At 66.2% G+C, this 21,917-nt stretch carries 12 protein-coding genes, 1 tRNA gene and 2 pseudogenes; 6 read left to right on the top strand and 9 right to left on the bottom strand.

The genetic code is table 11. The annotated features are described in order from the left end of the window. Positions 1–350: 350 nt before the first annotated feature. Complete coding sequence (locus LBC97_10460; protein ID MDR2566451.1) at positions 351–935, bottom strand: hypothetical protein; 585 nt, start codon at positions 933–935, stop codon at positions 351–353. Positions 936–1,192: 257 nt separating this feature from the next. Here LBC97_10460 and LBC97_10455 point away from each other — a divergent pair, with 257 nt between their 5' ends. Next, positions 1,193–4,837: an efflux RND transporter permease subunit gene (locus LBC97_10455; protein ID MDR2566450.1), complete on the top strand. Its 3,645-nt coding sequence runs from the start codon at positions 1,193–1,195 to the stop codon at positions 4,835–4,837. 63 nt (positions 4,838–4,900) lie between these two features. Here LBC97_10455 and LBC97_10450 read toward each other — a convergent pair whose 3' ends face one another. Together LBC97_10450 and LBC97_10445 are read right to left on the bottom strand one after the other, a co-directional pair. After that, the gene (locus tag LBC97_10450) at positions 4,901–8,548 is read right to left on the bottom strand and encodes a DUF11 domain-containing protein (GenBank protein ID MDR2566449.1); all 3,648 of its coding nucleotides are present in this window, start codon (positions 8,546–8,548) and stop codon (positions 4,901–4,903) included. A gap of 529 nt (positions 8,549–9,077) precedes the next feature. Continuing rightward, positions 9,078–9,749 (bottom strand): DUF433 domain-containing protein, encoded by a 672-nt coding sequence (locus LBC97_10445; protein ID MDR2566448.1) that lies wholly within the window; start codon positions 9,747–9,749, stop codon positions 9,078–9,080. A gap of 1,338 nt (positions 9,750–11,087) precedes the next feature. Here LBC97_10445 and LBC97_10440 point away from each other — a divergent pair. The 3 genes and pseudogenes from LBC97_10440 (at position 11,088) to LBC97_10430 (ending at position 12,982) form a co-directional block, all read left to right on the top strand. Continuing rightward, entirely contained in the window at positions 11,088–11,876 is a 789-nt protein-coding gene (locus tag LBC97_10440; GenBank protein MDR2566447.1) for a reverse transcriptase/maturase family protein, read from the top strand. After that, positions 11,803–12,261 (top strand): annotated as a pseudogene (locus LBC97_10435) (hypothetical protein). Before LBC97_10440 ends, LBC97_10435 begins: the two are co-directional and overlap by 74 nt. Positions 12,262–12,661: 400 nt before the next feature. Further along, positions 12,662–12,982, top strand: a pseudogene (locus tag LBC97_10430) (tyrosine-type recombinase/integrase). A gap of 386 nt (positions 12,983–13,368) precedes the next feature. Here LBC97_10430 and LBC97_10425 read toward each other — a convergent pair. Then, complete coding sequence (locus LBC97_10425; GenBank protein ID MDR2566446.1) at positions 13,369–14,688, bottom strand: DNA cytosine methyltransferase; 1,320 nt, start codon at positions 14,686–14,688, stop codon at positions 13,369–13,371. Positions 14,689–14,732: 44 nt separating this feature from the next. Between LBC97_10425 and LBC97_10420 the strand changes: the two genes are divergently transcribed. Together LBC97_10420 and LBC97_10415 are read left to right on the top strand one after the other, a co-directional pair. After that, positions 14,733–16,151, top strand: a complete 1,419-nt coding sequence (locus LBC97_10420; protein ID MDR2566445.1) for an ATP-binding protein — start codon at positions 14,733–14,735, stop codon at positions 16,149–16,151. Further along, complete coding sequence (locus tag LBC97_10415) at positions 16,151–17,041, top strand: hypothetical protein (GenBank protein MDR2566444.1); 891 nt, start codon at positions 16,151–16,153, stop codon at positions 17,039–17,041. Before LBC97_10420 ends, LBC97_10415 begins: the two co-directional genes overlap by 1 nt. A 262-nt stretch (positions 17,042–17,303) precedes the next feature. On the opposite strand, the gene LBC97_10410 is transcribed toward LBC97_10415, so the two are convergent. The 5 genes from LBC97_10410 to LBC97_10390 all read right to left on the bottom strand — a co-directional run bounded on the left by LBC97_10410 (position 17,304) and on the right by LBC97_10390 (position 21,898). After that, positions 17,304–17,376: transfer RNA gene (locus LBC97_10410), tRNA-Thr, on the bottom strand. Positions 17,377–17,423: 47 nt separating this feature from the next. After that, on the bottom strand, positions 17,424–18,341 hold the full coding sequence (locus LBC97_10405; protein ID MDR2566443.1) for a thioredoxin domain-containing protein: 918 nt from the start codon (positions 18,339–18,341) through the stop codon (positions 17,424–17,426). 18 nt (positions 18,342–18,359) lie between these two features. After that, complete coding sequence (locus LBC97_10400) at positions 18,360–19,205, bottom strand: DsbA family protein (GenBank protein MDR2566442.1); 846 nt, start codon at positions 19,203–19,205, stop codon at positions 18,360–18,362. 15 nt (positions 19,206–19,220) lie between these two features. Beyond that, entirely contained in the window at positions 19,221–19,919 is a 699-nt protein-coding gene (locus tag LBC97_10395) for a hypothetical protein (GenBank protein ID MDR2566441.1), read from the bottom strand. Positions 19,920–20,131: 212 nt separating this feature from the next. Then, the gene (locus tag LBC97_10390; protein ID MDR2566440.1) at positions 20,132–21,898 is read right to left on the bottom strand and encodes a DEAD/DEAH box helicase family protein; all 1,767 of its coding nucleotides are present in this window, start codon (positions 21,896–21,898) and stop codon (positions 20,132–20,134) included. Positions 21,899–21,917: the final 19 nt, after the last annotated feature.

The raw sequence follows: 21,917 nt of genomic DNA, 5'->3' as shown, positions 1-21,917 counted from the left end.
GCCTGGAACAGTTCGCGGTCCCGCACTTGGTCGAAGCTGATCACGCTGGCCGACCGCTGCAGCGCCGTCGCCGTCTTCCCGACCCCCTTGGCGCCGTAGATGTGGGTGGCCGCCAACCTTGGCTGGAATTCGTCCAGCTCGTCGTCGATCACCCGCCGTTGATAATCCCGCACCCCGCGATTTTACCGTTTCGCAAGGCCCAACATGACCATTTCGCAGGCTCCTACTTGACTGTTACGTAAAGGCGCGGCGGGGGCGAAAACCGGCCAAACGGCATCGGGCAGGCCGCTCTTAGGTCTTGGACCAGGTACGATGCCGTGCCGCCAAGCCCGTTTCAGCGCCCAGACCCGCTACCCGAAGTTACGGACTATCCACTGCCCCTCGTAGCCATGGGTTGGCACCCCCGAGGCGGCGAGGCGCTCGAGCAGGCCCTTGTCGCGGACGTTGATCCGCAGGCGGGCGTGGCACTGGCACGCCTGGACGAGCGCTCGCGACACCCCGGCGGCGCTGGTTGTGACATTGCAGACCAGCATCCCCAGGTCGCGCAGCCGCCACGCCAACGTGGCGAAGATGTGGTCGCCGGAGGCGATGACCACGCTGTCGAATCTCTCGGCCACGTGCTGCGGGTCGACCGAGTCGATGATGGCGTTATCGGCGCCGTCGGGGCCCCGGCCAACCCGCAACCGCACGCGGTTGACCGGCAGCGACCCCATGAAGTTCTTGGCCCCGAAGTCCGACAGGCCGAGGAGCACATTGTCCTCCGGGGTGACCGCCAACGCGCTGGTCAGCGCCTCCCACACAGCCCAGGACACGACCGCCGGGGCGTCCGGGCCGCCGCACAGATTCTCGTGATCGTCCAGCACCAGCATCCGGCCGCGCAGCAGGCGCGGCACCGTCACCGGACTGGCCGGGGCCGGCAGGACGGCGGGCAACATGGGGTCTCCTGAACGTTTCGGCTCGAGGATGCTGGGTAATCTGCGACCAGTCTCCCAAATCGCAGTCACGGCCGCATCCGACAGGCGGGTCACCGACCAGACCAAGCCAAGACCCTGGGCCTGCGGGACTCCTTTCCTGCCGTTGGCGTGGACCAATTATCATTGAAGGCGGGCGGGGTAACGGCCATTAACGTGCGATGGCCGAAGAAAACCAGGCTAGTCTTACATGATTCTCTCCCTTGCCCCGAGGAGTTGACGTGTCACGGTTGACTGAGCTATCGATGCGGAACCGCGCCGTTGTGGCGCTCGTTTCGCTTGCGATCCTGCTCGGCGGCATCCTCTCCATCAGGAGCCTCAAGCAGGAGATGATCCCGTCCGTGGAGTTGCCCATGGCGCTGATCACGGCGACCAAGGAGGCGACCTCGGCCGACTTGGTGGAACAACAGCTGGCGGACCCGATCGAAGGCGCCATCGAATCGGTGCCGGGCGTCGAATCCGTGGTCACAACATCGGTCAACTCGGCGCTCTACGCCACGGTCGAATTCAGTTACGGCACTAACATCGACGCGGTCACCGAAAAGCTGTCAACCGCCATGACGCGGGTCAACCGGCTGCTCCCCGACGGGGTGGACGTGACCGTGATGACCGGCTCCATGGAGGACCTGCCGGTGGTCAACCTGGCGGTCAAAGCGGGCGACCGCGCCACCCTTGAGCACATGGTGGAAGAGGTTTTGGAGCCTCGGCTGTCGCGCCTCGAAAACGTTCGCACCGTCACCGTGGTGGGAATGGCCCAAGACGAGGTTGTGATCACACCCCGAACTGACGACCTGATCGGCAAGGGGGTCCCCCTCGACAAGGTCAAGTCAATCCTGGTCGACAACGGTTTGGCCGCCTCGGCCGGCGAAGTGGTCCAGGGACCCCTCTCGATGACCGTGCAGACCGGCCAGTCCATCGCCAGCGTCGAGGAGTTGAGGCAACTGCCGTTGGCGAAGCTGCCGGATGGCGAAACCCTCACCTTGGCGGACGTGGCGGACGTGGAACTCGCCACCGCGCAAATGGACTCGCTGTCGCGGCTGAACGGCCAGACCGCCGTCTCTGTGCTGGTGACGAAGACGCCTCAGGGAAACACCGTGGATGTTTCGCGGGCGGTCCACGAAACCCTGGCGGAGCTTTCCGGGGTGTTCGAGGAAGAGGGCATTGAGACCGAGGCCGTCTTCGACCAGGCGCCGTTCATCGAGGATTCGATCAACGGCTTGGTCGACGAGGGCATCTTGGGTTTGGTTTTCGCGGTGGTCGTGATCCTCCTGTTCCTGCGGTCGGTCAGGGCGACTTTGGTGTCCGCCGTCTCGATCCCGTTGTCGCTGCTGATGGCGTTCATCGGGCTGCGTTGGACGGGCGAAACTCTGAACGTGTTGACGCTGGCCGCCATCACTCTGGCGATCGGCCGGGTGGTGGATGACTCGATCGTCGTGATCGAAAACATCAAACGGCACCTGGGCTACGGCGAGGAGAAGCGAAAAGCGATTGTCGGCGCGGTCAGGGAGGTCGCCGGCGCGGTCGCCAGTTCGACTTTCTGCACGGCGGCCGTGTTCGCGCCGATGGTCTTCATCGGGGGGATGGTGGGCGAGCTTTTCCGGCCGTTCGGCCCCACGGTGGCGATCGCCTTGGGCGCGTCGCTGCTGGTGGCGTTGACCATAGTGCCGGTGCTGGCCTACTGGTTCGTCAAGGCGCCCGTCTCGATCGACGCCGAGGACCAGGCCGTCCAGCGGCGGGAGGCCGAGGAGCGCGAGCGAAAGGGCTTCTGGCAGCGCCTCTACATTCCGTCCTTGCGAACTGTCTTGCGTCATCCGGTGATCACGCTTGGAGCGGCCGTCGCGGTGCTTGGCGGCACGGTGGCGTTGGTCCCCACATTGGAGACCAACTTCTTGGGCGACATCGGCGGCAACACGATCACCGTCAACCAGACGTTCCACGCCGGCACCTCGCTGGCCACGGAGGACGCGCAGGCCCGCCTGACCGAGGACGCGCTCGCCCAGGTCGACGGGGTGGGGTCCGTCATGGTCCGGGTGGGCGGCGGCGCGGTGCGCGCCATCAGTTTCACCGCCCAGCCGCAGGCCGTTTATTACGTCACCGTGGAGCCCGATGCCGTCACCTCGGCCGTGGTGGAGCGCGTCCGCCGGGCGCTTGCGGACTCCTCCGGGGATTCGGTTGGGCAGACCTCGGTCAGTTCCAGCGAGTCGTCAATGTTGATCTCCACCACCGTCGACCTGATTGTCCGGGCGACCAGCACCGAGACCCTGCTGGAGGCGGCGGATCAGGTCGAGCGGGCCGCGAAAGACACGCCCGGCGCGATCGACGTGGTCAACAATCTGGCCGACAAGCGGCCACGGGTGCGGGTGGCGGTGGACCGGGCCAAGGCGCTGGATCACGGTTTGACGGAAACCCAGGCGCAGGCCCTGATGCACGGGCTAATGGTGCCGACCCAGATCGGAAACCTGGAGACCGAGGGGCAGGACGAGGTGCCGGTGCTGGTGTCGCTGGGCGAGGCGGCCGCAGACGTGGACGAGTTGCGCCGGCTGCCGCTGTTCACCGGCCCCGAAGGCGATGTGACTGTGGAGGACATCGCGGCGGTCGAGGTGGGCGACCGGCCTGTGTCGCTCAGCCGGATGGACGGGGAAAGGTCGGCGACCATCTCCGTCACCCCTCAAAGCGACGACCTGGGTTTGCTGACGGGCGGCCTGGCTTCCGCTCTTGATGGTTTGGACCTTCCCGAGGGCGCCACGGTGGAAGTCGGCGGCGTGGCGGCGGAGATGAACCAAGCCTTCGCCGACCTGGCGGCCGTGCTGATGGTCGCGATCTTGATCGTGTTCATCATCATGGTGGCGACCTTCGGGTCCCTGGTTCAGCCTTTCATCTTGTTGATCGCGATCCCGTTCGCCGCGACGGGCGCGCTGTTGGCGCTGGTGTTGACCGGCACGCCGTTGGGCGTGCCGGCGTTCATCGGATTGCTGTTGCTGGTCGGGATAGTGGTTTCGAACGCGATTGTGTTGATCGACCTCATCAATCAATACCGCCGGGCGGGACGGCCTTTGGACGAATCGATCGAGGAGGGGACGCGCAAGCGGTGCCGACCGGTGCTTATGACCGCCGCCGCGACGGTGTTCGCGCTGATTCCGATGGCGTTGGGGGTCACGGGCGGCGGCGGCTCGTTCATCTCGAAGCCGTTGGCGCTGGTCGTCATAGGCGGCCTGGTCACTTCGACGGCTTTGACCCTGTTGGTGGTGCCGGTCCTCTACCGGTTTGAGGCGCGCGCGCATGACCGGCGCGAGGCGCGCCGCGCGGCGCGCCTGGAGGCGCGCCGCCAAGACCGCCTGCGCGCCCGCGAGGCCGCGCTGGCCCACCAAGCCCCACCGCCCGCGGCCGAGGCCGACCCGGAAACGGGGACGGAAACGGGGACGGTACCTATTTCCCTGGAGGGGCCTTTCCCGCCGGAAACGGGGACGGTACCTATTTACTTGGAAGGGCCTTTCCCGCCGGGCGCGGTTGACGCCGCCGCGGAAACTGGTACCGTCCCCGTTTTCGCCGAGGAGCCGCCCGCGCATTTCGCCGTTGATTCGGCGGCCGAAAACGGTACCGTCCCCGTTTCCGCGGAGGAGTTCGACGACGCGGACTGGCCGGCTGATGCTGACGTGGCGGCGGAGCCGGAGCTGCCAACTTTCTCGACCGCGCCGGTGTTGGCCACAACGCCGACCACTTCCTTCACCCCCGAAACGGTTCTCGCGCACAGTGACGCCGGCCCGGTCACCTGCCACGCCGCGCCTCCCGACCAACCCAAGGATGAATGGGACGAGATCTACGAGCGGCTCGGCCTGACGCGCCTGGTCATCCGGCCGCACCTCTGATCCCGGCCGGATGGCCCATCCGCCGCAATCGGCGCGCGAACGCGGACCCCCAGAGCTGAGCCGTCAGCGCCCGCTTTGGCGGGCGCGGCGGCGGGCTGCTAACAATGAGGCCCCAGCCAGGAGGGCAATCGCGGCCAGACCCGTCATCCAGCCCAGTTCGCTGGCCCCCGTGCGAGGCAGACCCCCGCCCTGCTTTGGCGGTTGACCGTCACCTGTTCCCGGCTGGTTCCCGGACGGGTTCGCTCCTTGGCCCGGCGGCGAGCCCGAATCGGTTGGAGGCGTGCTGGCCGAACCCGTGGGCGGACCGGATGAGGAACTCGGCGCGGGCCCTGTCGGGGGCGGGGAGGCAGGCGCAGAAGTCGGCGGCTGGGTCGTCGGGGGCTGGGTCGTCGGTGGCCCCGTCGTTGGGGGCTGCGTTGTCGGCGGCCCCGTCGTTGGGGGCTGGGTCGTTGGGGGCTGCGTTGTCGGCGGCTGGGTCGTCGGCGGCTGAGTGGCTGGCGGCGGGCCACCCGGAACCGTGTCGGACGCGCAGACGTCGGCGGTGGCGGCATCGTTCGCCGCGCCGACGCAGGCCTCGTTGACCAAATCTTTGGTGACGTCCAGCGCCGCTGTCACCTCAACGGTGACGGTCACCCGGTACCGCCCCGCGGGCAGAGACGGATTGGTCAGGCGCAGGTCGTTGCCGCTGGTCAAGTCCGTCCAACCGGAGCCCTCAGCGCTAACCGAGACTATGCGCAGACCTGGCGGCACGGCATCGGAGACAACGACGGACTGGGCGGCCGCGGCGCCGTCGCTGGTGACGTCCAAGTGGTAGTCGAACCGAGAACCGGCGCCGGGAACCGACTTGGGGGTCAGCGAATCGCTCTTGGCTATGCCGACCTGCGCCACAGCGCGGTTGTTGAACGTGCAAGTGGCGCTGCCGCCCATGCCGACCGCCAGTTCGGGCGGCGCGGTGAAATGCTGGGTCCGTTCGGTCCCGTCCAGTTCGTCCCAAACGCAGTCGACCGAATCCAGGACGTAGTTCGCGGGGCCGCCAGAGTCTTCGCTCAGCTTGTAGGTCTGGGCCGGCCGCAAGTGAACCGTGCCCCCCGCCGGCTGGGCCGCCAAGGCGGTCAGACCCGCAGGCACCTCCCCCACCGGGGTGACCGTGAAAGTCCAGTCGCCAGGTTGCGCCGAACCACCCCGAACCCGTTTCTCAATGGTCAAGTTGCCGGTGTAGTTGACCGCTATGCAGTGCACATGGCCGCCCCACGGCACGGCCACAGCGCCGCGCAGACCTTCCGAGAGCCAACCGGACGGGTCCTCGAAAATCTCCCCGTCGATCTCCAGGTTGCAGATCCAACTCCCCGTGGCTTGGTCCGGGAACGGCTCGGCCGGGTCCTGCACCGACCATTGGACGTAACGCGGGTCGCCGCCCGACTCGGCGAGAGCGTAGGTCCACCCCGGCGTCACGGGACCGGTCGGCGCGGTCGTGGTGTCGGTTTCGTCATAGTTTCCGCGTGGTCCCGCCAGCGGCGGCCCGCCGGTCTCGGCCGGGTCCGCCAAGGGGATCGCCCGCAGCGTCCATTCGGCGGAGGGCGGCGGCGCGGGCGCGCGCGAATCAACCGTCTTGTAAAGGGAAAGCCGCGTCAGGCAGGCCACCGTGTTGGTGACCTGGAATTCGTTCAGCCCCGCCTCCAAGTCGTATTCGTAGTCGGCCAGGGCCACCGGCGTGATCCCAGTGTCGATCCCGCCCGAACCGTCCGGCTGCCCTGTCACCATGCTGGCGACCACGTTGCAGCCGCTCGGCGCGCGCGCCGCCGGGTCTTCCGTCAGCGACAGCCGCGCCCCTTTAGTCATGCCGGCGTATTCGGCGCCCCAAGTCAGCCCCGTGTAGTTGGCCACGCCAGGGTCTGCCGCCAGCGTCGCGTTAAGCCCCGCCTGGAACTGCCCCGGCTGGCTTCCCTCGTCGAACACCTGGTCCGGGACGCCCGCCAACGGCTGGCGGTCCGCGTCGACTTGGCGCAGCACCCACTTCTTGGACACCCTGATGGACGCCGGCGGGGTCGCCTGATGCTGGTTGTAGACGGTGCAGGAGATCACGTCTTCCGCGTCCGCCGCGACCGAGAAAGAGGCTTCGCCCTCGTCCCGCACCGCCAGCGGCTCAGGGGTCCCGCCGCCCAGTTTCACGCATTCGGCGTTGTGGTCGATGCCGTCCGCCCCTTTGACGGGATAGAAGTCGTAGTCGTCGCCGACGTTTTCGGCCACTATGAGGCGCCCTGGGCCGTCAAGTTGATCCAACGTGAACTCCGTCGAGTCCGCGCCGGTGCCCAGAGCCGTGGTCAACCCGGTCTTGGCCGGCGTCAGGCCGGCGCCAGTCACGGAGAACTCCCAACCCGCCGCCGGCTGCGAACCGGTCACATCGCCGTCCGAGTTGAGCTGGGGCACAATCTGCTTCACCACGCTCAAAGACCCGGCGCAGCCGGCCTGCGCCACGGATGCGATGACCTGGGCGGCTTGGTCCCAACCCGTTTGGAAATAGTCGTTGCGGAGGGGATCCTGGTCCCCGGTGATGGAGCCGGAGATCGCCGCGAAGTTGTCGCCGGGGATGCCGGTCGCCCCGTCGCCCACGCCAATGGCCACAATCCGCGCGCTCTTGACGGATTTGACTGCGTTCGCGGAAAACACAGCGTTCTCCATTTCGATGAACCGGGTCAGGATCCCGGTCCCAAGGCCGCCCGTCCCGTACCGGGTCGGGTTGCCGTCCGTCACGACCACCACCACGTCGAACTGGTCGGAGGTCTCCGCGACCTGCATAAGGCCGCGGTCCCAGTTGGTGGCCTCATGCGGAACCGGCACCGAAATCCCGTCAATCCAGTTCTTGACTTTCCCGGCGCCCTCCACCGTGGAGACCGGGGTCAACGGACGGTTGATGTTGTTCTCCCCCCGCGCCGGAGCCCGCGAGCCGAACGTGAACAACGCCACCTGGGAAGGCGTCTCCGTGAGCGCGTCGACCAGCGCGGTCGCCGCCCCTTTCAAGGTGCCTTCGGCGTTCGAGTCCGCCACAGAACCGGACAAGTCCAGCACCAAAGCCACGTTCAATCCGCAACGGTCCGGGAAAGGCGGATTCTCCAATGAGTCCAACCAAAGGCCGCTGGAAACCCGCACGCCAGGGGCATTCACCATGAAATCCGCGGCCGAAGAGTAAGCCTGCCCGCCGCGCAGCCCCACACCCGTCTGGAATTCGTAAGGGGTGTCCTGAAAAGTCGCCCCGTCGGCGCTGGTCACGATCTCCGAATCGGCGTAATACCCGTCCGGTGCCTTGACCTGGCCAATCCAGAAACGGCGATCGCGATTGGCGCCGCCCACACCCGTGTCGGGAATGGTGAAGGAGCAGTCTCCATCCGCGTCCGCTGTGCAGGTGGCCCACGGCTCGTTCAATGCGGCTCCCGACCCGGCCGCCGAGTCGCCTTCGTAAAGCTGAAGCTGCGCGCCGGCGGGCGGCGGCTGAACCAGCTTGGTTTTCGGGTCCCGCACCCCGCCCATCTTGACCGTGACAACCGCCTCATCCGGACCCGGCGCCGGGACCTTGCCGACCGCCTGATCCGGGCTGGCGGGAGGCGCCACCACCGCAACCGCCGCGATCAACCCGCTCGCCGCCACGGCGATTCGCCGCCGTTTGGTCCCCCTCGTCCCATTGCCGCCAATTGCCATGTCATCCCCCGAATTCATCTGCTCGCGCTGTGGCTTGAATCAGCTACGGCCCAAAGACCACTAGCTGGTGTGGCAGGCTACCCGGCCGCCGGAAGAAACCCGACGGGACCACGCTGGGTGCCCAACCAGCGGACGGACGCGGGCGGACGGCATCGTGCGCCGGGGCTCTGGTCCGTGCCCGTCAGATCGGCTCGCGAACGATCCGTCCAAACCGAGCCACGTCCCGCTGGGGTCAAGACTTGAGGACGCCTGTGCGCTGCACCGCGCTCACGACAGCACTTGCGATGTCATCTCGCCTTCCGTCGGCTTGGTAGCGGCATATGGCTCGTCAGCCGTTGTTCGGGTTCGGGCGGCAATTTGTTTCATGTAGTCCCAGGCGTCGCTCGCGCGCCGAGGCTGGTAGTGGAGGTCGAGCACGCGCCGCTTCTTGTCCTGGAAGACGCGGGGTAAGTTCGACAGCTCCAATAGGAGCGCCCCGGCGGCGTTGCCCCCCCGATCGCAGCGACCAGGTTGCTGGGGAGGTTTTGGTCAAGGGCCACCCGGAAGGTCACGCCGCCAACCGCAACTCATATTCGAGGGCTTCCGCCACCTCTGTCACTGGCAAGTTGTACAGTCGCGCGATGCCGTCAGCCTGGTACCCGTCGCCGGCCAGGGCCGCCAATGTCAGAGTGCCGATCCGCGTCCCGGTCAGGTGCGGCTCGCCGGTCAGACGTGACGGGGATATTCGGATGTGTTCCGAAGGCGCCACCAGGCCAGGACTGCCGCCGATCGCGGCCATCAAGTTGACCTTATCCCCATAGTCCCGGGCCCCTTGCCCGTAAGCGTCGGTTCGGCTATCCTCCTCGCGGTCTACGAATATGCGGCCGTCCCGGTCCACCGAGATGCGGGAACCGAGACCGGCCCAGGGATCATCACCGGATCGCACCAACTCCTCCAGAACCCGGCGCACCTGCTCCATCGGGCTGGCGGGAATCGCTTCGGTCTCCTTGCGCATGCGTAGCCAGTGCACGGCTCGCAAGGCCAACAAATCTTGGTAGGACCACAGTTTTTCTCTTGTCGGGGAGACCGACGGCACAACCAACCCATTGCGCGCCCATTCATAGACGGTGCCCTTGGGAACGCCGGACAACGCGGCCGCACGCGAAGCCGCATAAGAACCACGCCCTGAAGCCTCGAAGTTCGCCCAGCCGTCCCGCATGCGGTCAATTACGGCAGGCACCACCCGCCGTTCAGGGGAGGCTGCTCTAGTGCGCTGGAGCCACCTATCGGACTCGAACCGATGACCGGGTCGATCGCGTCGCGGATCACCCCCCACCGCCACATCGCCGTCCGGTCGGCCCGCTCGGACCTCGAAATCGTCTCCGCCATGCTCTGATCCCCCTCCCCGGGGGCGTCGGGCCCGCGTCACGGGCCCGACGCCGAGCCTGCCCCCGCCAACCACGCCGGCGTAGGGGCCAGCTCGTGTGGCGCCCCGCCCGCCCACCACGAAGCCTGCAACAGCCGGCACCGGCACGCCGCCGCGCCCGCCCACACCCACGGCGGAGCCGGGCGCCGCCAACGCCCGCCCGCCGCGGCCGCCAACGCGGCCAACACCCCCACCAGATCCCCCAACGGAGACCTGATGCTTGCCACCCGTCGACACTCAGTGAATTGAACCGGTCGGTGTCACGTTATTGAGCCACCGCCGTTCACGGGAGTCGGGAGGCTGAGGAGGAGGTCATCGGCGCCGCAGGTGGCTCAAGTCGGTGACGCGCGTTCGGCTCAATAACGTGACGTGCCCCGGCTCAATAACGTGACCGTCGGTGCGCCGTGCAAGCGGCGCGCTGTATTCCCACCGTAGGTGGGAGGGATTCGGGGAAGTGTCCCTGGGTTTGATGGCTCACTGGAGGCCGAAAGGCCGGAAAGGAAAACAGCATGCCAGATAAACCTGCGGCCGGGCCCAGATGCCTGGGGCGGCGCGCCGGGGAGACCCGCGTGGCAGGGCGAAGGCCGCACTGCTTGAACCCCGGTCTCCAGCGATGAAGGCGCGTCGTCCGCCGGAAAGGCATCTGTGACCGGCGCCAGCGCCTGGGCGGCCCCGGTGGACGGGGGCCGCTCATTCCCCGGGCGCTGGGCAGCGCCCAGCGAGGGCGCGCAAGGAGACGGACGGGGCGCCTAAACCACGCTAGACACGTACAGCGCGCACGAACACGGGATCGCCTAAGGGACGCGGTGTCCTATGGCGACGGAGGGCCGGTAGTAGTCGCCGGAGCAACGCCCGGCCAGAGAGCCTGGGAAAGCCAGGCGCAGGGCGAAGCGGCCCAGATTGGAGGTAAACGAACATGCGGGTCGGGAGGTATGCGGAATACAAGACGCCGAAACGGTTCTGACTGTTCTACGTGAGCGGGGCAGGCGTGGCCTGCCGGTGGAACGGCTCTACAGGCAGTTGTTCAACCCGGGGCTGTACCTGGTCGCCTACGGGAGGGTGTACGCCAACCACGGCGCCATGGCTCCCGTGGTGGGCGGGGAGACGGCCGACGGGATGTCAATGGCCAAGATCAACCAGATCATCGGCGATATGCGCGCCGAGAGGTACCGGTTTCAACCGGTCCGCAGGGTGCGGATACCGAAGAAGTCGGGCGGGACGAGGCCGTTGGGCATACCGCCGTGGCGGGACAAGATCACCGGGGAGGTGGTGCGTCTGCTGCTGGAGGCGTACTACGAGCCGGGGTTCTCGGACCGGTCGCACGGGTTCAGGCCGGGCAGGGGGTGCCACACCGCGCTGCGCGAGATACAGCGCGTGTGGACCGGCGCCGCCTGGTTCGTCGAGACGGACATCAAGGACTGCTTCGGCAGCCTCGACCACGAGGTGCTCCTGGGCATCTTGGCGGAACGCGTCCACGACCAGCGGTTCCTCAGGCTGGTCAAAGGGATGCTGGAGGCCGGGTACCTGGAGGACTTCACCTGGGGGGCGACCCTTTCCGGGGCGCCCCAGGGGTCTGGCGTCTCGCCGGTCCTGTCGAACATCTACCTGGACAAGCTCGACAAGCACGTCGAGAACGAGCTGATACCGAGGCACACCCGAGGCGGGAGGCGCAGGCTGAACCCGGCCTACGCCCGAGCCAAAGAGGCGAGGCGGCGAGCCCGGCAGAGGGGGGGACAGGCGGAAAGCCGCGGACGCGTTGGCGTCGATGCGGCTGATGCCCTCCCATCAGCCGGACGACCCCGCCTACCGGAGGCTGCGGTACTGCCGCTATGCCGACGACAGCCTCTTCGGGTTCGCCGGCCCGAAGGCCGAAGCCGAGCAGATCAAGGCCGAACTGGAGCGTTTCCTGCGCGACGAGCTCAAACTGGAAATTTCCCCTGAGAAGACCCTGATCACGCACGCCGCCACCCGGGCGGCTAGGTTTCTCGGCTACGAGATCACCGTCCCGATAGGTGAAAAGATCACCACCGGCAGACGCGCGACGACCCGCCGGGTCCGGCTGCGCCTGCCAAGGGACAAGATCACCGCCAAAGCCCGCGAGTACATGTCGAAAGGCAAACCGGCCCACCGCGCCGAGCTGGTCAACGAAACCGATCACCAGATCGTCGCCGCCTACGGGGCCGAATACCGCGGGTTCGTCCAGTACTACCTGCTGGCGGGAGACGTGTTCCGGCCGCACCGGCTGCGCAACACAATGGAACTGTCCATGCTGCGCACCCTCGCCGCCAAACACCACTCCACCGTGAAGGCGATGAGGCGGAAACACAAAACCGTTATCGACACGCCCCACGGCAAACGCACCGCCTTCGAAGCCCGGATCGGGCGGCAGGGCAGGGAACCACTGGTCGCAAGGTTCGGGGGCATCCCCCTCAAACGGGACAAATCGGCCCACCTGGCCGACTACATCCCCCGCGAGGGACCATGGAAACGCCGCGAACTCGTCGCCCGGCTCCAAGCCGGGAGATGCGAGCTATGCGGCGCGAGAGGACGGGAGGTCGAGGCCCACCAGGTCCGAAGCCTCAAAGCCCTCAACGCCCCCGACCCGCCACCCTGGGCCCGGCAAATGGCACGCATGCGGCGCAAAACGCTCATCGTCTGCGCACCATGCCATGCCACCATCCACGCTGACCGGCCCGCCACGTCCAAACCACCAATTGGAAAGCCGGATGACAGGAAACCGTCACGTCCGGTTTGGGGGGAGGCCACGCGGAAACGGACCCAGCAACCGGCACCGCGCCGCGTGGCCGACCCTACACACCACCGGATGTCGCACCGGCGAGGTCCTCGCCATCCGCTGGGAAGACGTGGACTTGGAGGCCGGCACCGTCGCCATCACCGGCAAGATCATCCGTCACAAGGGCACTCGACTGGTCAGGGAGCAAACCAAAGGACGCAAACGCTCCCGCAAGCCGCTCGCCTCGTGGGCACTCGGAATGCTCACCGCGCGGCGCGTCAACGCCCTGCCCGGCGGCCAATGGGACCTGGTGTTCCCCACCCTGACCGAGCGCCCCCGCGAGGTCACTACAATGACCGGCAATTCCGCAACTTCTGCGAACGCCACCCGGAATGGGCTTGGGTGGTGCCCAAGACCTTTCGCAAGACAGCCGCCACACTGGTCGGCGAGGAATTCGGGCTGGATGTCGCCCGCGCCCAACTCGACCACTCGTCATCGGCCACCACCGCCAAGCACTACACCGCGCCGCCCGACCTCGGCCCCGACACCCGCTCCGTATTCGCGGAGTTCGAGATTCGAAGTTGAGAGCCGCGACTGCCGCAAAGGTCCTAGAATGCCCACCCCGCAGTCAACCGCGCCCTCGATTGCCTGGCGGCGTCACGGGCACACACGCTTCGCAACCCCGATGCCGACCCCGCCTCACATGGTCATAATCGCGGCCCGCGCCTTGCTACACGGAAGAACAAGCAGCGATGCGTCTCCAAGAGGGATCGCGGCCTCCGACGGAATCGGCGGCCCTCCTAGAGAATCAAGGAGAGCGAATCCAGCCGCTTGGGCGAGAGGGGGCGGCACGCTGTTCCCTACTTGGCGATGACCGTGCCAGTTTGTCGTGTGGAAACGGAACCAGTCGGGGTATCCGTGAAGCCGAGCCGCCTCCCGCACGGTAATGACACGATCCTCCACGGGATGAATTGGACGAGGAGACGTATGCGAGCCACGCTCAGGTCCTGTACCCGCTCGTAGCGTCCGGGCTGGGCCAGACAACGGAAGTCGGTACAGACGACTCTTGGGCTCCACCGTGCCCGGCGGAGTCGCGGCGAACCGCCCGACAGTGGCGTCGGTGTGCTTGGTCCGGCGGGAACCCGTCAAGCGCGATGGCTCCCACATGCGAGGCCTGGACCTGTCTCCCGGGATCTGATCGATTCCGGCAAGGCCCCTGGCGTAGGGACTAGCGGTCGCGAAGCGACGCTCGATGTCGTCAGGCAACAAGCTGACCTCATCAGAGGCAGACAACTCTGCATACCTAACCGGCGAGGGAAGACCATCAAGCGCATCTTCAACCGAGGTCCTCGAGACGACGGGAAGCGGGAGTGAAGGGGCATCACTTCCGAACGCACCGAGGACAACGACGCGCCGACGCGACTGGGGCACTCCGAAGTCGAGGCTATTGACTGGCGTGTCCGTTCCAGACATGGCGTATCCAGCGTGAGCGAGCCTCTCGAACACTTCCTGACGTGCATCGTCGAACCTCTCACTCAACAGGCCGGCAACGTTCTCCAAGCAGAACGTCCGGGGTTTGAGTTCCTCGACCAACCTGACGAACTGCAACAACAAGCGATTGCGGGGGTCTCCCTGTTCTTGCCTGCCTCCGATCGAGAAGCCTTGGCAAGGCGGCCCACCGATGATGGCGTCGACTTGTCCGTCCCACGCAGCGCCTGGACGAGTCTTCTCGAGCGCTGTCTTGATCGTCTTGCGCAAGTCATCGGCCGATAGCTCCAAGACATCTCGACACAACACCTGGCTTTGCGGGAAGTTGAACGCATGGGTGGCCGCATGCACCGGGTCGCACTCCACCGCTGTAACCACGTCAAACCCAGCCTGCTCAAACCCGAGGCTCAACCCGCCTGCGCCCGCGAAGAGGTCGACGGCCACCGGCCTGTTCGGGGGCACACGAACAGGGGAAGCTGGCACACATAGATCATCCCACCTCGCGTCCCCCGGCTTATGCAGGCCAGCCATCGTGTCTGCACCACGAGGTAGCACTGATCTGCGATCATGGACGCATGACGGCTCCCGACACCAGCAAGATGATCGATGCTGGCGCTGAGAAGCGCTTCTTCATAGAGATGCTGACCAAAGACATTGAGTTGCTACCTGCCATCGTTGACCTCGTAGACAACAGCGTCGACGGCGCTAGGAGTCTGCACCCTGATGGCGACCTGTCCGGTCAGTGGGTTCGAATCGCATTCGACGACGCCGGCGTCAAGATTTCGGACAACTCGGGTGGTATCTCCAGTGACATCGCCAGGCACTACGCATTCCGCTTCGGTCGATCCAAGGACTTCGCGGGCGTCAAGCGGTCGGTCGGGCAGTTCGGCGTCGGCATGAAGCGAGCCATATTCAAACTTGGGCGTGCCTTTCGCGTCGAATCTGTATACCGTGATCACGGCGGCACTGGCCATGACTCCAGCTTCGATCTGTGCGTCGATGTCGAAGAGTGGGCCGCCCGTGGTGACGACTGGACATTCGAGTTCAGCCGCGTCGATGATGGCATTCACCTGCCGGACAATGTGGAAGCGGGCACGACTATTTCGGTTACGAGCCTCCATCCGAGCGTTCAAGATGACTTGGACGACCCAACGGTCATGCGGGCACTACGCGCTGAACTGCGCGTTCGGCACCAGGAATCAATCCAGAGCGGCCTCCAGATCTACGTCAATGATGGTCAGCCCCTGGTGGCTTCGCGGCCGTCGCTGCAAGCCTCCGAAGTAGTGAAACCAGTCGTCAAGAGTTTCCAAGTCGACGCAAGAAACGGTGAGCTAGTCGATGTCAAGCTCTACGCTGGCACTGTGGCACCGCCACAACGGGGAAAGGACGCAGAAGCTGAAGACGACGGCCGTGCGGAGAGTTTTCAAGATCCTGGAGACGCAGGATGGTATCTTTTCTGCAACGACCGATTGCTCTTGGCCGCAGATCGGACCCAACTCACCGGATGGGGCAACCCTGGAGCCGCCTACCATCCCCAATACCGACTGTTCCGGGGCTTCGTGTACCTCTCAGCAGATGACGCCCGTCTCCTTCCTTGGAACACGACCAAGACCGCCGTCGACCGCGATTCGCATGTGTTCCGCCAGGTGCAGTCCGAAATGAAGACGGCTCTCGTTGCTGTGCAATCCGTGATCAACCAAGCGAAGGCTGTCCGGGCGCGTGTACAAGGCGGTGACCCGAAGCCCGCACTGCTCGATGCCCTGGATAGGGCACCAGACCAGCCGATCAGCGAGCTTTCGACTTCGCCGCGCATGGTCACGCCGCCTCCACCGCCCCCCAAGCCAAAGGATCCGCCAACATCGAGGATCCAACGTATCCAATATCAGGTGGATTCTGATCGGTACGCAGAGGTCGCAGCGGCACTCGGAGCGACCAGCGGCTCAGAAGTAGGGCGGCTCACCTTCGACTACTTCTACGATCAAGAAGTCGGCTGATGGCGCGGCTATACGAGTTCCGGCCCGCAAAGGCCGCTCAACGAACGATGATCGTCGACGCTTGCCGACGCCTGACAGCCATCGCGCCTCTAGAAGACTACCAATACGTGGGATTCGGCGGACTGGAGTTCGTCGACTTCGTGGAGTTTCACCGCGGACTCGGCGTCGCATTGATGACCAGCATCGAACGGGACACCAACATTCAACATCGCCTAGATTTCAACAGGCCATACAAGAGCATCCAGATTCTGATGGGCGAGGCGCGTGACCAGCTCCCGCAAGTTGACTGGGGGAGACTCGCAATCGTCTGGCTGGACTACACCGACATGCTGACAACCGACATACTCCGCGACGTCGATTACGTTGTGCGGTCATGCCTTCCTGGCAGCGTCGTCATCGTTACGGTGAATGGCGCAGCCACCGGTGTTCCATTGCGTGAACGCCTAGCCAACCTGCGCGACAATCTTGGCGATCTCGTCGAGGACGGGCTCAATAACGATGACATGAGAGCATGGGGACCAGCACAAGTTGAGCGACGTGTCCTTGAAGCGACGGCGCATGCCGCAGGAAGATCTGCACACGGTTCGCCTTTTCGTCAGCTGTTCAACTTTCATTACCAAGACGACGCAAAGATGCTCACATGGGGTGGTATTGTCACGAGTCCTTCCCTCGACCGTACCATCGAAACCTGCCGCTTCGACGACCTCGGCTTCACCCGCACAAGGGAAGGTGCATTCGAGGTCAGGGTGCCCGTCCTCACCGAGAAAGAGATCGCCTACCTGGAGTCCGGGCTGGTCGGCGCTAAGGATCTACCGAGCATCAAGGGAGTCAACCCGAAAGACGTCAGGGCGTTGGCTCAGGTATACCGCTGGCGTTCCGGAAGCCGCTGATGGTGCCCTCGAGTTCGTCCGGAGGTTAGCAGGTCAGGTCGGTCATGACGGCGTGACCTTGGCCACCTGGCCTCTCGCCCGTTTCTCGTTCGACCCGTTGGTTGGTCCTTCCAAGTCAAGTGCCGCACAGCCAAGCGAGTCTTGGCCCGAATGCCAGAGCGATGCGCGCTGGGTTCGAAATCCAAAGTGGAGGGTAAATGGAGGGTTGGAACTGATGTAGGGCTAATGAGCCACACCGGCAAGTCTCTGGCCAGTGCGTTTGAGCCACCTATCGGACTCGAACCGATGACCGTCCGCTTACAAGGCGGGAGCTCTACCAACTGAGCTAAGGTGGCGCGGGCCTTCCGGCCCTTGCTGGAGGAGCGGGAAAGCTCTCCCAAGGTTACTCGGCGTCTGGCTTCTTGCCGTCCTTGACGTTGGCGATGGCCTTGTCCAAGTCGCCGGGCACATAGCCCGACTCGCCCGCTTCGTTGGTGGCCTCCAGCAGCCAATTGTTCCAAACCTCCGGTTGGGAGCCGGCGAAGTGCATCAGCACCGTTGGGGTTCCCCCGGCCAGAGTCAAGCCTTGGTCTGACGACCAACGCCCCCACTCCTCCACAGGCGACGCGGTCAACCGGTCGATTGTGGCCTGGCTGACGCCCGCGCCCGCGGCCAAATCCGCGATCGCCTCGTCAGTCAGGTCGCCGCTGGTTTGCGATTCTTCCGGCTGATTCTCCCAGAGCGCCTCATGGAAGGCCCAGAACTTGTCCGGCTCCAGGGCCGCTACCGTGTCCACCGCCAACATGGCCCGCCAGGAGTAGTTGTCGTTCAGCGCCGACAGGTTGGAGTTGTTGACCGGATGGATGATCAGGCGGATTTCGCCCGCCTGGGCCTTGGCCGCGAGCGCCTGGCCGTGCGCCTGCTCCAACAGCCCGCACCACGGACACACGAAATCGCTGATCACCTCGACCGTCACGGCCTGGTCAGCCGCCGGGGCCGGGCCTCCCGGCACCAGGTCTTGCCCAATCAGGATGCCGCCGGACGCCTGGGCCCCCGGCGGTTGGGTCGCGTCCGCGTCGCCCGTCGCCTGCTGCGTCCCGCTGGCGCCGGTCGGCGGCTGCCCCGGCGGAGCGGAAGACGGCCGGGTCATGATCACGGCCACGGCCACGGCTACGGCCACCAGGACCAGCACCACCGCGCCGATCACCAGTGCCCGTTGCCGGGTCTGCCGCGCCCGCTGCCGCATCAGCTCTTCGATGGTCAGGCCTTTGGCCGGCCCAGCCGGCCGCTTTGCCGCGCCCTGGGGCTTCTTGTCGCTCATGATCGCGCCTTCAGGGTGTCAGTCCGGGCTGTCGCCAGCCAGGACCCGTGCGATCGCGTCATCCAGGTTGACCGCGTTGGCGTTCTTGACTTGGGTCAGCTTGCCGTCCGACTTGCCGATCCACATGGACGGCGTGCCTCCCACGCCGTCAGATACAGCCTGCTGCGTGGTGTACTCAAGCCAGGCCGCGAACTCCCTGTCCGCAAACTTGGCGGTGACGTCTTCGGGGACGCCAACCCCTTGGGCCACTTCGACCAGTTGCTCGTCGGTCAGACCCTCGGTGCCTTCGGACGGCTGGGTGCCGGTTTCGAACAGCTTGGCGTGGAACGCCAAGAAGCTCTCCGGCGCGTACTTGGCCACGGTCATGGCGGCGTTGGTGGCACGGGTCGAATACTCGGAGCCTTGCGATTGGTAGTCCAGGAACACCACGGGCTGGACCTCAAGCTTGATCTTGCCGGACGCCGCCAGTTCCTCCAGCTTTCCGCTCAGCCGTCTCTCCAAGGACCCGCAGGCCGGGCAAATGTAGTCGGAATAGATCCGCACCACGACGACCTCTTTACCTTCAGCCGGCTGGCCCCCAGGGACCAGATCCTGCCCTATCACGATCGATCCGGCCTCGATCGCCCCGGGCGGGCGCGCCCCGATTTCGTCAAAGCTCGATTTGCTGGCCTGCCGGAGCACAAGGACAACCGCGACTGCGACCACCATGACGACCACCACGCCCGCAATGATGGCGATCAGCTTGGTGCGCCTCTCCTTGGCGGCTTGGGCCGCTTTCAGCCGTTCGGCCTCTGCCCGCGCGCGAGCGGCGTCGCGGTTCCGCTGGGCCGCCTGGCCTTTGCCCGCCTTCTTGTTATCTGCCATCTTCTTCCTTCGGTTTCACCGCTCGGCCCCGGCGTCTGGTCCCGCCGTTTCGTCCGAGTCGCCTGCCGTTTGGTCCCCGCCCCCGCTGACGTCTTCGCCGCCCTCCTGGCCGTCGCCGCTGTCCCCGTCGTCTTCGCCGTCGTCCTCGTCTTCGTCGAGTTCGCCGATGTCGATGAGTTCCGCCGCCAACCCGCCGCCCGGATTCAGCCCGAACAAGTTGTCGAGCGAGGCGACCGACCGGGGCCAAATGGCCAAGAACGCCGTCATGGCCAGGAACCCGGCATCCCGCAGAATCTCCACGCCGTATTTCGCCTGCTCGCCGGCGGCGAGTTCGGTCCCGATCGCAAAGCACCCGCAGTTAATGTTCAGCCCCCGCGCCCACGCGGAAATGATCCCCGCGATGAACGCCACCAGCATCAGCCCGAAAACCACCGAGGCATACCGGCTCAGCAGGCCCGTCAGGAACAACACCGCCAAGGTCAGCTCGATGATCGGGAGCGCGACCCCGATGAATTGGTTGATTTGCGTCGGGAAAATCCTATACAACCCCACGGACAAGCCGCTGCCGCGCAGGTCGCGCAGCTTGGGAATGGCCGCCAGCAGCGTCACCGCCGCCAGGCCCAGCCGCACGGCCAGTGAAAGCCACGGTTGCAGCCGCGACCAACGGGCCGCCGGGGGCTCAAGGTCGACGCTCAACTCGGGGGGCGTTGTCACTCGGCCTACTGTACCGCCCGCGCCAGACAATCGCCTCGCCAGTCACACATTCGTCACCTTTGCGGGGCTCCCGGCGCCGCTCTTGCCGCCGATGCCGTCCCCCAGGCCCCGCTTATCCAGCCCGGCGGCGGCGCAAGCGCGTCCCCAGGTTTGAGCGATATCGCGTCACCAGTTTGAGCGATCGGGACAGACGTGGGCCCCGTGGGGAACGGTCAGGAGTTGGCCAGCAGTTGTTTCAACAGGGCGATGTGGCGCAGGATGGCCTGTTCGCCGCCCACTTGGTCTTCCAGTTCGGCCAGGATCTCCAGTTCGGCCAACTGGTCCGCGCGCTGGGCGGCGGCCCGGCCGACGGGACCGGGGCGGTCGGCCAATTGCAGCAGGGCGACCAACTCGGCCGCCAGAGCGTCCTGGCCCGCCGCCAGATTGGCGTATTCCACGGAGCGGCGGATTTGCACGGCCACTTTCACCGGATCCTCCGGCCGCCGGACCTGGCGGTTCGGCCCGCGCCCGGCGGCGTTTGGCGGACCCGCCCGAAGCGTCCCCTGGGCGGCGGTGGCTTGGGCAGCGTTGCCTTGGGCAGCGCCCCGCACCCTGGCGTCTCGATGCGCCGAAGCGCCCGAACCGTGTGCGCGTTGCGCGGACGCCCCGCCAGACGGGCCGCCCGCCGGGCAGGCGTTGGCGCCCGCCGGGAGGCCGCCGGCCCCCGCGAAGATCGCCGCCAAGTCGAGTTCGTCTGGTCCGGAGTCGGCCGGGTCCGGCGCGCCTGCGGGGAGTGCGGTCAAATAGTTGTCGGACCGGGCCTGTTCGGCGGTGTAACGGTAGACGGGTCGCCCGAAGTACTGGTAGACGGGCTGGGCCTGCGGCCCGGCCACCCCGACTATGCCGACCTGATAGGCGTCCGAAAAGCGCTGGAGCACGCTTGTCCACGTGGCCGGGTCGGCGGCCTGCCCGCCGTGGGCCAGGTTCACAACCACCAAGTCGATCGCGGACGGATCAAGCTGGTCAAAGGAGTCGCCCAATGAGCCGACGGTCAGGTCGGCCCCGGTCGCGCCGGCTAATCGCCGCACCGCCTCCAAAGTCTCCTGCGGCTGGCCTGCCAACGGGCGGTCGTCCAGGTACAGCAGGCCGCAAGGCCGACCGGGCCGCGTCTGCGACTGATAGTCCGCGAACTTCGCCATCAGCGCGACGGCCGTCACAGTGGTTCCCGTCCCGCTCGCCAGCTGGAGCAGAATCCTGCGCTGATCCCGGCTGATCGCGCCCAGCGCGCGGTTGACGGCCGCGGTCTGGTAGTAGCGAAGCTCGACGGGCTGGCCGGAGGCGGACAGGATCGCGGTGTCAAGAGGCTGCGCCACCATTTGGGCCCCCGCCCGGCGCAGATGGTGCAGCCGCAGGTAGGAACGCCACGCGCGGAGCGGCGACGCCAACTCCTCGACCTGGCGGGTCTGGCCCGAGGCGATGAAATGCTCCACGACGACTTTGCCGTTGGTGGCGTAGGCCAAGGGCGCGTCGAGCTTCGTGGCCTGCCGGATGGCGCGCGGCAGCCCCGTTGTGGGGCTGTGCTGGGACCCGACTGTCGCGATCACGGCGGTGGGCGTGCCAGGGCGGGCGTTCAGCACATAGGCGACTTGGTCCTCGCGCGAACCGTGGTGCTGGCGCCGCGACACGGACGGGGCCACGACGGCCGGCCTGAGCTGATATTCGCGCTGGACCTGATCCGGCTCCCAACCGGCCTGGTCAAGGAGCCGAAGGACGCGGAAATGGCGGGATCCGGCGCGGGCGCGCGGCCGGCCGGGCCAACGCCAGCGTGAAACCAGCGCGGCTGCGGAAGGCTCGGTTGAGGCTCGCTGACGCGAGGGCTGGGGCGACGCGTTTGATCCGGGCGGTTGGTTCGTATGATTCGCCGAAGCACCTGCCGGCGCTTCGGCCTTGCTCGACCGGTTGGAGGCCCCGGCTGGGCTGGTCTTGGTCGCAGCTGTCATGGTCCCAACTTAGGTTCGA

This window comes from Bifidobacteriaceae bacterium, from assembly GCA_031281585.1.
Taxonomy (GTDB): Bacteria; Actinomycetota; Actinomycetes; order Actinomycetales; family WQXJ01; genus JAIRTF01.
This window is presented reverse-complemented; position numbering and strand designations above follow the sequence as displayed.

What these genes read in the sequence shown, in the direction of transcription:
- LBC97_10420 (MDR2566445.1), top strand. Translation starts at nt 14,733, where the DNA reads ATGACGGCTCCCGACACCAGCAAGATGATCGATGCTGGCGCTGAGAAG.
- LBC97_10460 (MDR2566451.1), bottom strand. Translation starts at nt 935, where the DNA reads ATGTTGCCCGCCGTCCTGCCGGCCCCGGCCAGTCCGGTGACGGTGCCG.
- LBC97_10450 (MDR2566449.1), bottom strand. Translation starts at nt 8,548, where the DNA reads ATGAATTCGGGGGATGACATGGCAATTGGCGGCAATGGGACGAGGGGG.
- LBC97_10415 (MDR2566444.1), top strand. Translation starts at nt 16,151, where the DNA reads ATGGCGCGGCTATACGAGTTCCGGCCCGCAAAGGCCGCTCAACGAACG.
- LBC97_10405 (MDR2566443.1), bottom strand. Translation starts at nt 18,341, where the DNA reads ATGAGCGACAAGAAGCCCCAGGGCGCGGCAAAGCGGCCGGCTGGGCCG.
- LBC97_10400 (MDR2566442.1), bottom strand. Translation starts at nt 19,205, where the DNA reads ATGGCAGATAACAAGAAGGCGGGCAAAGGCCAGGCGGCCCAGCGGAAC.
- LBC97_10390 (MDR2566440.1), bottom strand. Translation starts at nt 21,898, where the DNA reads ATGACAGCTGCGACCAAGACCAGCCCAGCCGGGGCCTCCAACCGGTCG.
- LBC97_10425 (MDR2566446.1), bottom strand. Translation starts at nt 14,688, where the DNA reads ATGGCTGGCCTGCATAAGCCGGGGGACGCGAGGTGGGATGATCTATGT.
- LBC97_10440 (MDR2566447.1), top strand. Translation starts at nt 11,088, where the DNA reads ATGCGCGCCGAGAGGTACCGGTTTCAACCGGTCCGCAGGGTGCGGATA.